General features: G+C 36.2%; 12 protein-coding genes, 1 pseudogene and 1 riboswitch. Of the genes and pseudogenes, 5 read left to right on the plus strand and 8 right to left on the minus strand.

Features of this window, described 5'->3' with window-relative positions:
* Positions 1–22: 22 nt before the first annotated feature.
* From JFU18_RS14600 to JFU18_RS14615, 4 genes are all read right to left on the minus strand, one after another.
* Positions 23–1,741: a DUF3981 domain-containing protein gene (locus JFU18_RS14600; RefSeq protein WP_085308619.1), complete on the minus strand. Its 1,719-nt coding sequence runs from the start codon at positions 1,739–1,741 to the stop codon at positions 23–25.
* A 78-nt stretch (positions 1,742–1,819) separates the two neighbouring features.
* Complete coding sequence (locus JFU18_RS14605; protein ID WP_012260185.1) at positions 1,820–2,353, minus strand: MFS transporter; 534 nt, start codon at positions 2,351–2,353, stop codon at positions 1,820–1,822.
* Entirely contained in the window at positions 2,350–3,786 is a 1,437-nt protein-coding gene (locus JFU18_RS14610; protein ID WP_085308617.1) for an FAD-binding oxidoreductase, read from the minus strand. The genes JFU18_RS14605 and JFU18_RS14610 overlap by 4 nt, the downstream gene beginning before the upstream one ends.
* Before the next feature lie 112 nt (positions 3,787–3,898).
* The gene (locus tag JFU18_RS14615; protein WP_201033564.1) at positions 3,899–4,663 is read right to left on the minus strand and encodes a hypothetical protein; all 765 of its coding nucleotides are present in this window, start codon (positions 4,661–4,663) and stop codon (positions 3,899–3,901) included.
* A gap of 145 nt (positions 4,664–4,808) precedes the next feature.
* Here JFU18_RS14615 and JFU18_RS14620 point away from each other — a divergent pair, with 145 nt between their 5' ends.
* The 4 genes from JFU18_RS14620 to JFU18_RS14635 all read left to right on the plus strand — a co-directional run bounded on the left by JFU18_RS14620 (position 4,809) and on the right by JFU18_RS14635 (position 8,505).
* Entirely contained in the window at positions 4,809–5,717 is a 909-nt protein-coding gene (locus JFU18_RS14620; RefSeq protein WP_085308613.1) for an NAD(P)-dependent alcohol dehydrogenase, read from the plus strand.
* Between the two features lie 80 nt (positions 5,718–5,797).
* Positions 5,798–5,911, plus strand: a riboswitch (SAM riboswitch).
* Between the two features lie 85 nt (positions 5,912–5,996).
* Positions 5,997–6,809 (plus strand): MetQ/NlpA family ABC transporter substrate-binding protein, encoded by an 813-nt coding sequence (locus tag JFU18_RS14625; RefSeq protein WP_085308612.1) that lies wholly within the window; start codon positions 5,997–5,999, stop codon positions 6,807–6,809.
* 12 nt (positions 6,810–6,821) lie between these two features.
* Positions 6,822–7,862 carry a methionine ABC transporter ATP-binding protein gene (locus JFU18_RS14630; protein WP_201033563.1) on the plus strand — a complete coding sequence of 347 codons (1,041 nt, stop codon included), beginning with the start codon at positions 6,822–6,824 and terminating at the stop codon, positions 7,860–7,862.
* Positions 7,837–8,505: a methionine ABC transporter permease gene (locus tag JFU18_RS14635; protein WP_002124718.1), complete on the plus strand. Its 669-nt coding sequence runs from the start codon at positions 7,837–7,839 to the stop codon at positions 8,503–8,505. The genes JFU18_RS14630 and JFU18_RS14635 overlap by 26 nt, the downstream gene beginning before the upstream one ends.
* Positions 8,506–8,553: 48 nt before the next feature.
* On the opposite strand, the gene JFU18_RS14640 is transcribed toward JFU18_RS14635, so the two are convergent.
* Positions 8,554–9,330, minus strand: a complete 777-nt coding sequence (locus JFU18_RS14640) for an SDR family oxidoreductase (RefSeq protein WP_201033562.1) — start codon at positions 9,328–9,330, stop codon at positions 8,554–8,556.
* A 374-nt stretch (positions 9,331–9,704) separates the two neighbouring features.
* Between JFU18_RS14640 and JFU18_RS14645 the strand changes: the two genes are divergently transcribed.
* Positions 9,705–10,211 (plus strand): DoxX family membrane protein, encoded by a 507-nt coding sequence (locus tag JFU18_RS14645; protein ID WP_002029373.1) that lies wholly within the window; start codon positions 9,705–9,707, stop codon positions 10,209–10,211.
* Between the two features lie 181 nt (positions 10,212–10,392).
* On the opposite strand, the gene JFU18_RS14650 is transcribed toward JFU18_RS14645, so the two are convergent.
* The 3 genes and pseudogenes from JFU18_RS14650 to JFU18_RS30515 form a co-directional block, all read right to left on the minus strand.
* Positions 10,393–12,366: a S9 family peptidase gene (locus JFU18_RS14650; protein WP_201033561.1), complete on the minus strand. Its 1,974-nt coding sequence runs from the start codon at positions 12,364–12,366 to the stop codon at positions 10,393–10,395.
* A 417-nt stretch (positions 12,367–12,783) separates the two neighbouring features.
* A complete protein-coding gene (glmS, locus tag JFU18_RS14655) occupies positions 12,784–14,586 on the minus strand; it encodes a glutamine--fructose-6-phosphate transaminase (isomerizing) (protein WP_002091471.1) in 1,803 nt (600 codons plus the stop codon).
* Positions 14,587–14,598: 12 nt separating this feature from the next.
* Positions 14,599–14,783 (minus strand): annotated as a pseudogene (locus tag JFU18_RS30515) (hypothetical protein).
* Positions 14,784–14,853 lie beyond the last annotated feature (70 nt).

The raw sequence follows: 14,853 nt of genomic DNA on the forward strand, positions 1-14,853 counted from the left end.
AAGCGATAGAATCTCTATCGCTTTACTTTTTCAAATTACTATTTGTAAATTTAGATACAGATGCCATCATTTCTCCTGTGTCTAAATATGTGATTTGAATTGGATCTCCTACTTCTGTAAACATTGCATATGGGAATTTCTTCGCCGGTACCATGAATACTTTTTGCTCGTTTTCTAATAGTACGTACACAATCGTATTTTCACCTGATTTTTCTTTATACACACGTTGTACAGTACCTTCTTTTTGCGCTTCTTTCCCATTTGAAGTCGGTCTAAATGAATCACCACTTCCGCTCAGCGCATTTTTATAATTCTCAAGTGCTTCTTTTTGCGTTGAACCTGTTGCAAACACTTTTGCATTAGAAGCATATATGACAGTATGAGCACGTACTAATCCGCCGTCATCAATAACCGGTACAATCCAAGAAGGTTTACCATATACGTTATAAATAACCGGCATTGTTCCATGCCATTTCTCTCTCTTAAAGGAATTATCCACTACTTCTGTAGCAGCCGAACCGTCCATAATTCCCTTCACTTCTTTTCCGTTATAGTAATACAACTTTCCTGTACGTGCATCAACTAATGAGTAACCGAGAGCAGAATCTACTCCTTCTTTCGGAGAGGTAAAGTCTGTAAAGTAATACAATTTACCATCCTTCCCGAAGATTGGCGTAACGCCTTCCTTCGTCCCCCACTCAGTCGGCATCTTCATGTCAGTTTGTGAGAATTTCGTATTCCAAAATCCGTGAATATATTTTCCGAAGTACGTATTTAACGTAGATGCTGTTTCATGATTTAATACACCATCAACGAATTTAGGTGCATTCCCTTTATCATATCGTTTCACATCACCTGTTTGTGCATCAACAACGACAACGCCTTCTACTTCAAACCCTGATCTTCCTGAAATAAACTCACCGTATGTCATTGTATAATACGGTTTTCCTTTATCATCAACTTCAAATTTTGGTTTCCCTTTAAAAACTAAATCTGGCTCTGCTTTTCGAACGACACGTTCTAATTTATTACCGAAAAACATGCTTGGTACATACTTCATTTTATATCCAAGATGTAATTTCGCTTCCGCATCAGGATTTGTACCTGACATTGTTACGTAACCTGGAATTGTTTCCGCTTTACGTGCTTTAAAAAATCCCGAAACTTCTATCGGTGCTACATACAAGGCTTCACCATTTACCATTTGTGGCGTTAATTCCCCTAGCTCAAAATAAGCCACTTTCGGAATATCACCAAATACCTTTTTCATTTTATTCTCCGCTGTTTTAGGCGGAACTGTAAACGGTTGGTCATTTTCAGTAAATGGCTCTGAAATATCTTTCTCTACCTTCACGACCGAATCATATTTCTTTTGCGAGATTACTATATCGTGCAAATAACCAAAATAGCCGTAACTTGCGAGTAAAACGAACATTAGAAGTCCTTTTAGCGTACCTTCTAATTTCCCTACCTGCTCTTGTGAGAATAAAACAAGACCAATTAAAATCGCTACTGCAACAGAATAATGAGTAAGAATAGAATCTGCTCGATCATCAATTAGCCAGAAATATTCATAGATTGCAATACCTATCCAAAATAAAACAGGAATAACTAAAATAGATGATTTCTTACCCTTTACAACTTTCTCATTTCCTCCTTTATCCACCGCGCGAATTTTATTACCGCTTCTAGTCCATGGAATCAAAAACAAAGTGAGAATAGCTAAAACTATAAATTTCATCAAAGGCAATGTCCCCTTTTCTTTTATCTTCTCCATAAGTATAACAAATAAAGGGTAATCAGGTAAAAATGGGTATGATTATATTTTTTTGCTACTTAATACAATTCCACTCACTGCATATAAAATAGATGCTATATAAAAAATGGTGCCAATCGTAAAGAAATCTACTAAATATCCCGTTGCAATAACTGCTACTGCTCCTCCAACCGATGTCCACACATGATATTTTCCAATCTCATAACCAGCTTTTTTCTGTTCTACCTTTCGTGCTAACGATGTCTTCTCCGTATTACGCTGCACAGCACCTAAAATACCCATTAAAATTTGGAGAATGTATACATGCCAAACTTCTGTTGCAATAGGGAAAAAAAGCATTAATATAGCCATGGACCATGCATATATAATTAATAACTTTCTATCACCTACCCTATCAGAGATTCTTCCAACTAACGGATATACTAGAGCTGAAGTTAAGGCAAATAAGCCGTACGCCCAGCCAAATTGCGAGAAACTATTTCCTACATTTCGAAGCAATAGTATATAAAAAGGAAATACCATACTACCTGCCATCATAATAATGCTTTGTGAGGCTACAAATCTTCTATATGTCATTTGCTATACTCCTTATAAAATAAATTCACAAACCTTTCCTCTGGGTCTACTTCCTTCTTCTTCTGAAGGAATTCTTCTATGCGAGGATACGCTTTCTTTAGTTGCTCCTTTTCCGGATAAGAATAATACGGTAAATAATAACTTCCATTATGCTTTAACGTAACATCAATCATCTTTTGAATGACCACTTTTGTTTTCTTTATTTCATCTTCAGAACGCCCTTGATTAATTAGAAGCACAAGCGCAAACATATCATCTTTCGCATAAGATAGCACCGCATTCTCATTCTTTTCTACATAGCGGATTGTAATGTTAAGAAGGTTTAATTCCTCTTCATTTAAAACGCTTCGCAAATCATCTATATACTCTGCAAAACCATCTATCGGTACAAAGTACTCTTGTAAAACTTCGGTCAAGTTTGGATTATCGTATTCCATAAAAGCACTATCAGATCTCATTACGTTATTTCGAGTTTCGTACTTACCATCTGTACGTTCAAAATAACTTCTTTGTATATCCCAAAATGCGCCCTTTCCCCAGTCACTATAACGTGATAACCCAAGTAAAAATTTCGGCGCAGCTATAATATTTTCTTCTTTTAATTTGCTGTACTCTCCCAGCTTCTGTTGATCTTCTGCCAGTACATAATCTGTTACATACATTTCTTTTAAAAATGAATTTGGGGCAACAGAAATACGTGCTAAATGCATACGTATATTCTCATCCCTTCGCACTTTATTCTTAAAGTATGAAGAGTATTCTTTATAATCTAGTACTTTCGTATGCGTTTCATACAATTCATCGTTTGTTAACTGTAGCGTCACATCTAAAATCACACCAAATAATCCATATCCCCCAATTACATATGGAAACAAGTCAGCATTTTCTTCTCTATTTACATTACGCACCGTACCATCTGCCATTAACAATCTGAACGACTCTACTGTATCAATCAATGCTTCATGACGAATATCACGCCCATGTACATTTACACTTAATGAACCACCCACAGTAAAAATATTTTGAGATTGCATTACTTGAACTGCAAGACCATATGGATTGATTTTCTTTTGAATGTCATTCCATGTGACACCGCTTTGTACCCTAATCCTCTTCTTCTCCGGATCGAATTCTAATATTTCATTATACCCTTTCATATCAAGCATCGTACCGTTCGGATAATACGTCTGCCCACCTTGGCTATGTTGCATACCTGCAATAGAAATCTTCTCTCCAGAAACATTTGCATCTTGCACTAACTGTTTTAATGAACGTTCATCCTCAGCATTTTCAACACGTTTAATTTTCGTTGGAAGCAACTTTCCTACATCGCTCATAATAGGATGCTCTAGTTGCTCTTTATATGTATTTATAGATGTCGCAAGCAACACTGTATAAGCTACAATGACCACCACTATCTTTCTTTTTTTCAAATGACACTCTCCTCTTCCACAGTTTTCCCTCTTCATATTGTACCTATTTTCCCAAGAAGAAAGTATAAAAAAGAGAGGGCACCTTATTTTAGGTCCCCCCTGATCAAAACTGTTACTTTGCTGCCGGCAATTGTATTGGGTCAAACTTTTCGTACGACGTATATTTTGCGTTCGTAATAATATGTGCTTTATCCTTGCCGTTACTACTCATAATCATGTCTATCTTTGCTGATTCATATTTAAAATCTTTTGTAATGATATATTCTGCATCCACTTCTTCTATCTTCGCATTTTGTGCTTGTAACATTTTCTTCTGCGTTTCATCCATGCTAGTTAACATACTTTCTGTTTCTTGCCCTTTTAATGTAAATTTCAGTTTATATTTATCTCCGCTTTTCTCCATCTTCATTTTATCTAAAACTACTGCTGGTACTTCTAAATTATCTATAATATCTTGAGTCGCTTTCATTCCACCAGCGTTTAATTGCTCCTCTGGTACGGTTATAACTTCTCCTGTATTAGGGTTTTTCACCTCACCAGCAACTTTACCATCCACAGTATACACTACAACATCTGTACCAGAAATATTCATTTCAGAACGAGAATTCTTTGTCTTTGGCTCTAATTGCATCTTAGCCTTTAATATATCCATCTCTGTTCCCTCAGCTTTTATCCCTACCTCATATGTCATCGTTACATTTTCTTCATTTTTAAAAGCTTCGTTCGTTTTCTTGAAAACACCCTTCGCTGCTAATTCCTTTTCTTTCTGCATGGCTTCTTTTTTCGGTTCATCAGTCTTTGTTGTTTTCTCATTGCTACACCCTACCCCTAGACTGATTGCAAGCACTAAACTTGAAATAATAATAGTTTTTTTCATAATGTCGCCCCCTTTCCCAAAATAATATCACCTCTTTTCCTACGAAATCTATATAATTTTTAATCTTTATTCGCTATATAGCGACATGTTTAATGAAGGTTTTAAATATGATGTAAATAACAACAACTCATTTCAGGAGGTCATTATGAAGGCGATCATTTGCACACAGTATGGACCACCTAACGTTCTTCAGCTTCAAAATATAGAGAAACCTACACCTAAAAAGAACGAAGTATTAATTAAAATTCACGCAACAAGTGTAACGACTGGAGATTGTAGAATACGCGGCTTTAATAGCCCCCTCTTATTTTGGATTCCTATGCGGATCATATTAGGTTTCAGAAAACCGAGAAAACCTGTACTCGGCGTAGAGTTATCCGGTGAAATCGAAGAAGTAGGAACAGATGTAACTCAATTTAAAAAAGGTGATCCAATTTTTGCATTAACAGAACTAAACCTCGGTGGTTATGCCGAGTACACATGCGTACATGAAAGTGGATTAATAACATTAAAACCTACCAATGTGACGTATGAAGAAGCGGCAGTTATTCCTTTTGGTGGAACTTCAGCATTACATTTCCTGAGAAAGGGCCGTATAAAAAAAGGGCAACAAGTGCTCATATATGGTGCCTCCGGATCAGTAGGAACAGCTGCTGTACAACTTGCTAAATATTTCGGCGCGACCGTTACGGCTGTTTGTAGTAATTCAAATTTTGAACTCGTGCAATCTTTAGGAGCTGATAAAGTAATTGATTATACGCAAGAAGATTTTACTAAGCAAGGCAAATGCTACGATATTATATTTGATGCAGTTGGGAAGTATAAAAAATCCCTTTGTACAAATACATTAACACCCAATGGAAAATATGTATCTGTTAATGGAATGATGGCCAAGGTAAGTAAAGAGGATATGATTCTATTAAAAAAACTAGTCGAAACGGAAAAACTAAAGCCCGTTATTGATAGAACTTACCGATTAGAAGAAATTGCTGAAGCTCATATGTATGTGGAAAAGGGACATAAAAAAGGGAACGTTTCGATTACCTTAAAATAAAATATATTCTGAAAATAATATTGACAATTCTTTTTGTAAGATTTACTATTAGTACCATATTAAAAAACTACATACACATACTCTTATCAAGAGTGGCGGAGGGACTGGCCCGATGATGCCCGGCAACCGAGCTTATAACGTATAAGCTAAGGTGCTAATTCCTGCAGAACGATTTTCGTTTTGGAAGATAAGAGAGGAACCTATTTCGTCTATTCGGCACCTCTCTTATTTTTGAGAGGTGCTTTTTATTTTGGAACGTATATTAAGGGGGAATTATAGATGAAAAAGGTGTTATTAAGTATTGTAAGTGGAGCGGTATTATTGTTAGGTGCATGTGGTGCTAATTCTGATAAAGAGGTAAAAGCATTAGATGAGAAAAAGATTACTGTCGGCGTAACAGGCGGACCGCATGAACAAATTTTTGAAAAGGTAAAAGAAGTGGCAGCAAAAGATGGTCTCGAAATTGATGTAAAGGTATTTAATGATTATGTAGCGCCAAACGTATCTTTAGATGAAAAAAGTCTCGATGTAAACAGCTACCAAACTAAATCTTATTTAGACGTATTTAAAGCTGAACGTAATATGAAATTAACTGAAGTATTTTCCACAGTAACATTCCCTATGGGCATATACTCTAAAAACTTAAAAGATGTAAAAGAACTAAAAGAGGGCGACGCAATTGCTGTCCCAAACGATCCAACAAATGAGCTTCGTGCTTTAAAGCTATTTGAAAAAGCAGGGGTTTTAAAAGTGGATCCAAAAGCTACAGAAAAAGCGACTGCAAAAGATGTAATTGAAAATCCGAAAAATTTAAAGATTGTTGAATTAGAGGCATCTCAATTACCAACGCAGCTAAGTGAAGTGAAAGCAGCTGCGATTAATACAAACTTTGCATTAGGTGCAAAATTAAGTCCAGCAAAAGATTCGATTTTCCGCGAAGGAAAAGATTCACCATATGTGAACTGGGTCGTTGTTCGTACTGAAAATAAAGATGATGCAGTTGTAAATAAATTGAAGAAAGCTTATCAATCTAAAGAAGTAAAAGATTTCATTGAGAAAAAATTCGATGGTTCTGTTTTACCGTCTTGGTAGGAGTTGACTATAATGATTGAATTAAAAAACGTCTCCAAAGTATTCTCAACAAAAAAAGGGAATGTTGAGGCCCTTAAACCAACTTCCCTTGAAGTAAAAAAGGGAGAAGTATTTGGAATCATTGGATATAGCGGCGCTGGTAAAAGTACATTAATTCGTTGTGTAAATTTATTAGAAAAACCAACGACAGGAAATATCATTATAAACGAACAAGATTTAACAACCTTATCGACAAAAGAACTAGCAAAGGCGAGACAAAAAATCGGCATGATTTTTCAAGGATTCAATTTACTTAAAACCGTTACCGTTTATGAAAACATTGCACTACCCTTACGTCTATCTGGTCTTCCCAAAAATGAAATTGAAAAAAGGGTAGAAAAGTATTTACGCATTGTTGATCTCTTTAATAAAAAAGATGCCTATCCAAGTGAATTATCTGGTGGTCAAAAACAACGTGTAGCGATCGCTCGCGCACTATCTCATGAGCCTGAAGTTTTATTAAGTGATGAAGCAACGGGCGCATTAGATCCAGAAACGACCGATTCTATTCTTGATTTATTATTAAAGATCAACGAAGAAATCGGAATTACGATTTTGCTAATTACACACGAAATGAATGTCATCCAGCGTATTTGTGACCAAGTTGCTGTAATGGAACATGGATCTGTCGTTGAAAGTGGAACAGTGAAGGACATTTTTACAAATCCACAACATGTAACTACGAAGAAATTTGTAAATAGCGCGTTTGCAGCTAAAATTCCAGAAGAGGTACAGAAAGAACTACAAAGCACCGGGGAAATCGTAACACTTTCATTTATAGGAACCGCTTCAGGAGAACCAGCGTTAGCTGTCGCTACAAAACGTTTCCACGTATATCCGAATATTTTATCAGGCAATATTACGCAGTTAAAACATGAGGCATATGGGAAACTGACCGTTCATATGCAAGGTGAAAAAAGTGAAGTACACCGTGCCTTATCATTTTTACAAGAACAAGGGATCATCGTAGAAGGAGGTAGAACAGATTATGGGAAACAAGTCCTTTTTGGATGAGTGGGGTAACGTAATATGGGAAGCAACAATTCAAACATTTCAAATGACATCTATTTCACTACTTATCTCTATTCTTATTGCATTACCACTCGGCGTCACACTTGTTTTAACGAGACCTGGTGGACAGCGAGAAAATAAAATTATCTATCCTATTCTTAATACAGTTATTAATATCATTCGTTCTCTTCCATTTATCATTCTATTATTCTTCATTTTACCTTTTACAAAGTTTCTAATGGGAACGTCCATTGGCGTGCAAGGTGTTATCGTACCACTTGTTGTCTTCACAGCCCCTTACATTGCCCGTTTAATGGAAACTGCTTTATTAGAAGTGGATCGCGGTGTCATTGAAGCATATCAAGCAATGGGAGTCTCTACTTTAAAAATCATTTGGCACGTTATGGTTAAAGAAGCTCGCCCGTCTCTCGTACTTGGATTAACAATCGCAACGATCGGCTTAATCGGTGCAACAGCAATGGCCGGACTTGTAGGTGCTGGCGGCCTTGGTGATTTAGCATATCGATTCGGACATTTACGCTACGAACCTGAAGTAATGTATGCAACAGTCTTTATTTTGATTATCCTCGTTCAAGGATTACAGTCTTTAGGGAATGGTGTTGCACGAAGATTGAAGAAAGATTAAAAAGAAGGTATCTCATTGAAATGAGATACCTTCTTTTTAATTATAAAATTATCTCTTAAATCCACCTTCTGAATGAATAACTTGCCCTGTAATCCATTCGGCTTCTTCGCTCACTAAAAACTTAATAAGTCTTGCTGCATCCTTTGGCTCACCAATTCTGCCGAAAGGAAACATCGGTCTTAATCCTTGCTTTATCTCCTCAGTCATCCATCCTGTACTAGTTGGACCTGGATTAATTGCATTCACTGTTATCCCTAAATGGGCCACTTCCGCTGACAACGTACTAGTAAGAGCGTCAATTGCTCCCTTCGTTGTTGCATACGCTAATTCTCCTGCCATAGGTCCTTTAAATTGTCCCGACGTCATATTCACAATTCTACCACCAGATTTCTTATCAAAACCTTGGGCAAATTGACTACTTAACAATGTAGTCGCACGAACATTTACCATGTAGTGCTTATCTAGTTCTTCAGCAGTCAAATTAGAGAAATCATTATTTGTAGAATATGCTGCATTATTAATTAATATATGGGGGTACCCTAATTGTTCAGTAACTTTATTTATAAGCTGATTTGATGCATCATTCTGAGTTAGATTTAACTCCATGCTCGATACTTTGACACCGTTTTGTATCAACTTTTCTTTTAATTGTATTTGTTCATTTTTATCAACGCCCCAAGGCATCTCTTTATCGTATTCTGTCCAATACGTAAAAAATATATCGTATCCAGCCTCTGCTAACTCCGTGCAAATAGCTGCTCCTATACCGTCTAGACGACTAACACCTGTAACAACAGCTACTTTATTTTTCAATTGATTCATCATATACTCCTCCAAGTTTAAAGGACGCATATTTTATATAAGAGATATAAATTTCCCCACATAGGCATCTATCCTTACAAAGGGGATGTACAAGCTAAATATGCATTCCTTGAATGATTTACAGATAGCTAAATAAACCCTCACTTACGAGAGAAAAATTCATCTATCTAATTTCTAATCATTACAAGTTCATCCACATATCTATTCTTTGCCTCCTTTTGATATATCTCCATTATTAGTCTAGCAAAATAGATGAAATGTTACAAAAAATAAAACAATTACTCCTAACCTATCTTTGTTCACATTTCCTTCATTGTGAATTTATTCACAATGGATATATAATAAACATGTAAATACAATACATTGGAGGGATTTCAATGGTTATCAATTTTTTAAGAACTGATAAACGCGCTACTTTCATATTATTATTTTTACGACTTTACATAGGATATGCATGGCTCGCTGCTGGAATAGGAAAAGTTTTTGGACAGTCTTTTGATGCAAGTGGTTTTCTAAAAGGAGCTATCGCTCAAGCATCAGGTGACCACCCTGCAGTACAAGGTTGGTGGGCAGATTTTCTTCAACATTTTGTTCTTCCAAACGCAGACCTATTTAGCTTTTTAGTTCAATGGGGAGAAATTTTAGTAGGTCTAGGTTTGATTTTAGGTGGATTAACAAAAACAGCTGCATTTTTCGGCATCATAATGAACCTTTCATTTTTATTAAGCGGAACTGTTAGTGTAAACCCAAACCTACTTATTTTAACTATGTTCATTTTAGTTGCAGGACATAATGCTGGACGTATTGGATTAGATGGTTATGTTTTCCCAAAACTTTTCAAAAAAAATAACCGTGAAGCATATAAATTAAGTAAAACTGCATAAGAATAGTTCATCTTTTAAATATAAATAAGGAAAGAGCCTACATTCAGGCTCTTTTCTCATTTACACCAAAATATTTCACAGTTTGCCTTATCCGAAATGTTAAGCTCAATCATATATAACCGGATAAATGTGTACGACTTTATTTCAGACAGCTAAAAAGCTTAAAGACTAAAACAAGCCATTATAAAACCCTAAAACCTTTCATACTTTCTCCAAGAATATAGTGTGAAAACCACATCAAATTCTGCTTCATAATAGCCACATTAATTCCTGGCTGATCAGAACTATATGCCATTCCTTTAAAAATAATTAATTCTGTATCAACTTCCATATCCCTTAACCCTTGATATAGCTCATATGCATTGGAAGTTGGAATCCTTGCATCCTTTTCGCCATGTTGGATTAAGGTAGGCGTACAGGCTGATTTAATATACGTCATTGGTGATGTTTTCGTATATATCTCTGGATCATTCCATGGAGTATTTCCTAAATGCATTCTAATAAAGTAAGGTATATCTGTATTCACATAATGGGTACTCCAGTTAGTAATTCCACCTCCAACTGAAATAGCTTTAAATCTATTACTAAATGTAGAACAGAAAGCTGATATATATCCCCCGTTGCTCCATCCCATAACCCCTACTCTATCTTTATCTGCAATCCCTTGCTCAACTAGTTTATCCACTCCAGATATAACATCATCGTAGTCAGCAATTCCCTGTTTTCTATAGTTGGCTTTTAAGAACTCATTACCATAGCCAGAACTTCCTCTATAGTTTGGCTCTAAAACTATAAAGCCTTTTTCGATAAACTGCTCAATCGGATATTTCTCATTAAAACAGTCTGAGAATATCGGAAAAGATGCCCAAGCCGGACCACCATGGATTACTACTAATAAGGGATATTTTTTGTTGGCATCAAAATCTACTGGGGTTGATAAAACACCCTTTATTTCAAAACCATCACTACTTTTCCATGAGATTATTTCCCTGTTACTTTTCAGCTTCCCTTTAAAAAAGCTATTTTCATCCGTTATTTTTTTATTGTCTAAATAGATTTCAAAGGTTTCATTTGTTATAGCCTTACTATAGGATATATGATTTCCATCCCTTGTTATAGAAGCATCCATTATAAAGCCATCTACTTTGTCACTTAACATTTCCACAGTGCCATCCTCACATAGCAATCCAATACGATAGTTAGTTTTATCCTGCCATCTAATTAAAATCCCCTTATCTGTCCACTGTAATGGCATAACCGTACTATCAAAGTTTGTTAGAGGCTGAATTACCTCTCCAGTATTCATATCATATATCTCTAATGTACTTTCTTGTATATGGTTTCTATAGTAATCCTTCTCTCTTATGCTTGCTGAGTAACATATTTTGCTGCCTTCAGGAGAAAAGCAAACGCTCCCTCCCAACAACTTATCTATATTCATCTTTTGTAGTTCTCCAGCTTCAATATCTAATATGTATAGATCACCATTCATATAATCTCCCATATTTGAGCTTGGTGTAGCCATAAATACAGCCTTTTTCCCATCATTTGAAATATCAAATTCATGGATATGAAAATCCTTACCATCAGTTAATTGATAAACACCGCTAATCTCGCGTTCCTCTTTATCATTTTGTATCACTTTTTCTATTTCAATGTAATATAAACAATTATTCTGATGTTCCTTACCTATATGTTGGAAATCCCCATATAGTTCCTTACGTTTCTTTATTTCCTCACATTCTTTTGACTGTGCAACATAATAAAAACCTTTACCAGTAGGCCCCCATTTGAATGTACTGACCCCTTCTTTCTCATCAGTAATTTGTAACTCACTATAACCATCTATTGACTTAACAAAGATTTGATTTTTCTTATTATCTCCGTCATCAACTGGGCTAAGGTATGCGATATCCCTAGAATCTGGGGACCATAATGGGTGTATACTATCTATATCCCCAGTTGTTAATAGGTAACTCTGCTCCTTATCTTTTTCATATATCCATATATGATTCCTATATGTATTGTCTTTCCAGTTAGCTGTCTTCTTAACAAATGCTACGCCTTTGCCGTCATCACTTATATTTGCACCTGATAAGGTTGGTAATGAAATAATCTCTTCTATACTTAAATATGTTTTTTCTTTCACCTTCATTAATAAACCCCCTTGTAATGTCTAGTAATCTAATTTGTTCAATAAAGTGAAACTTTAATCAGTGTTTTTTTCCATCAACGAATATCCGAAATAACAACAGAAAATTCAGTTAAATAAAAGTAGTTCCGTCCCAAATCCGATAAAACCTCATGCTGTCTGCCGGTTTTTATACTTTTTAAATCCCACTGACCGATCTAATGAGGGATCATCTTGAATTTCAAGACAAGGCTGATAATCTCTCCCACTGCCAGTTCCTTGCCCCTCTTTAATCCACTTATCGATTTTAGATGTTCTTTTTTTCGACACAAAAATGCCCCTTTAGATAATCATATCCAAAGGGGCAAAGCTTCACAACTTTTTTATAAACGTCGTGACTTTATTTTAAATTTACAATAATCTAGTTACTCTACCAATCTCCTACTCAACAGTAACAGATTTAGCTAAGTTACGTGGCTTATCAACGTCACATTCGCGATGAAGCGCTGCGTAGTATGAGATAAGTTGGAATGGAATAACTGCTACTAGCGGTGCTAGTGCTTCGTGTACAGCTGGTAATACGAAGCTGTCTCCTTCCATTTCTAAGCCTTTCATTGAGATGATACATGGGTTAGCCCCGCGTGCTACTACTTCTTTCACGTTACCACGAATTCCAAGGTTTACGTGCTCTTGTGTAGCAAGTGCGATAACTGGTGTACCGTTTTCGATTAAGGCAATTGTACCGTGTTTTAATTCTCCTCCAGCAAATCCTTCTGCTTGGATGTAAGAGATTTCTTTTAGTTTTAACGCACCTTCTAAACCTACGAAGAAGTCTACGCTACGTCCGATGAAGAAGCAGTTACGCGTTGTTGCTAAAAATTGTTTTGCTAATGCGTCCATCTCTTCTTTTTGATCACAAAGTACTACCATTGCATTTGCTACAAGTCCTAATTCATGTGTTAAATCGAAATCAAGAACCTCACCTTTTGCTTTTGCAATGTCAGCCGCTAAGATTGAAAGTACTGCAAGCTGTGCTGTGTATGCTTTCGTCGATGCAACTGCGATTTCTGGTCCCGCATATAACGGAAGTGTATAATCAGCTTCACGAGAAAGCGTAGAACCAGGTACGTTTGTAATTGTTAATGCTTTATGACCCATTTCATTTGTTTGCACAAGTACTGCACGGCTATCAGCTGTTTCACCACTTTGTGAAATGTAAATGAAGAATGGTCTTTCTGTTAATAATGGCATGTTGTAAGAGAATTCACTTGCTACATGTACTTCAACTGGTACTTTCGCAAATTTCTCAATGAATTGCTTTCCAACAAGACCTGCATGATAACTTGTTCCACATGCAATGATGTAAATGCGATCGCTATCTAAAATTGCGTTACGGATATCTTGATCTAATTCAATTTCGCCATTTTCATCTTGGTACTTTTGAATAATATTACGGATTACAAGTGGTTGCTCGTCGATTTCTTTTAGCATGAAATGAGGATACGTTCCTTTTTCAATATCACTTGCGTCTAATTCCGCTGTAAACGGTGCACGTTCAATCGTTTCACCTTGTAAGTTTTTAATTGTAATGCTTTCTTTTGTTACGATTACCATTTCTTTATCCATTAACTCGATAAATTGATCTGTAACTTGTAACATCGCCATAGCGTCGCTTGCAATAACATTAAAGTTATCACCAGCACCTACTAATAGCGGGCTTTTGTTTTTAGCAACATAAATCATGTTTGGATTTTCAGCATCAAGTAGTCCGATTGCGTAAGAACCATGTAAAAGAGATAACGTTTGACGGAACGCGTCTTCTACACTTAGTCCTGTACTTACTTGTTGTTCCATAAGTTGCACGATAATTTCTGTATCTGTTTCACTTACGAACGTTACATCTTGTAAATATTCCTTTTTCACTAACTCATAGTTTTCAATTACACCGTTATGAACTAGTGTAAAGCGTTTTGATGTACTTTGATGCGGATGCGCGTTTAGTTTGCTTGGAACACCGTGTGTAGCCCAGCGTGTGTGACCGATTCCCACGCTTGCTGCTACGTTCTCTTCTACGACTTCGCGAAGTTTTGCAATACGGCCTTTTTCTTTGTATACAACAACACCGTTCTCTGCTTGTACTGCAATACCTGCTGAATCATATCCGCGATATTCTAGCTTTTCTAAACCTTTTAATAAAATTTCCTTTGCATCTTGCTCTCCAATAAATCCTACGATTCCACACATGTTTAGTCGCCGTTACAAATGCTTACACTGCTTTGCGAACATGTAACGACATAGTCCGATACCATTTATTTATATTAAAAAAACGGATTACATATTGCTAGCCCTGTAAGCTTGTAACGGCTTTCACCTTCCTCTCGATTGGGTTAAAGTCCGTATATACTTATACAGCTAGTATTCATCCGTTCCTTTTCTCTCATCACACTTTCACCTTTGTCCACTAAGTCACCTTAATGTTTTAAGTAAAAGATTGCGGTTGTGATGAACAAC

This window comes from Bacillus sp. TH22 (assembly GCF_016651015.1).
In the GTDB taxonomy this organism is placed as follows: domain Bacteria; phylum Bacillota; class Bacilli; order Bacillales; family Bacillaceae_G; genus Bacillus_A; species Bacillus_A mycoides.

Excerpts from the sequence above, each read along its gene's own strand:
- JFU18_RS14600 (WP_085308619.1), bottom strand. The coding sequence starts at position 1,741 with ATGAAATTTATAGTTTTAGCTATTCTCACTTTGTTTTTGATTCCATGG.
- JFU18_RS14605 (WP_012260185.1), bottom strand. The coding sequence starts at position 2,353 with ATGACATATAGAAGATTTGTAGCCTCACAAAGCATTATTATGATGGCA.
- JFU18_RS14615 (WP_201033564.1), bottom strand. The coding sequence starts at position 4,663 with ATGAAAAAAACTATTATTATTTCAAGTTTAGTGCTTGCAATCAGTCTA.
- JFU18_RS14620 (WP_085308613.1), top strand. The coding sequence starts at position 4,809 with ATGAAGGCGATCATTTGCACACAGTATGGACCACCTAACGTTCTTCAG.
- JFU18_RS14625 (WP_085308612.1), top strand. The coding sequence starts at position 5,997 with ATGAAAAAGGTGTTATTAAGTATTGTAAGTGGAGCGGTATTATTGTTA.
- JFU18_RS14630 (WP_201033563.1), top strand. The coding sequence starts at position 6,822 with ATGATTGAATTAAAAAACGTCTCCAAAGTATTCTCAACAAAAAAAGGG.
- JFU18_RS14635 (WP_002124718.1), top strand. The coding sequence starts at position 7,837 with ATGGGAAACAAGTCCTTTTTGGATGAGTGGGGTAACGTAATATGGGAA.
- JFU18_RS14640 (WP_201033562.1), bottom strand. The coding sequence starts at position 9,330 with ATGATGAATCAATTGAAAAATAAAGTAGCTGTTGTTACAGGTGTTAGT.
- JFU18_RS14645 (WP_002029373.1), top strand. The coding sequence starts at position 9,705 with ATGGTTATCAATTTTTTAAGAACTGATAAACGCGCTACTTTCATATTA.
- JFU18_RS14650 (WP_201033561.1), bottom strand. The coding sequence starts at position 12,366 with ATGAAGGTGAAAGAAAAAACATATTTAAGTATAGAAGAGATTATTTCA.
- glmS (WP_002091471.1), bottom strand. The coding sequence starts at position 14,586 with ATGTGTGGAATCGTAGGATTTATTGGAGAGCAAGATGCAAAGGAAATT.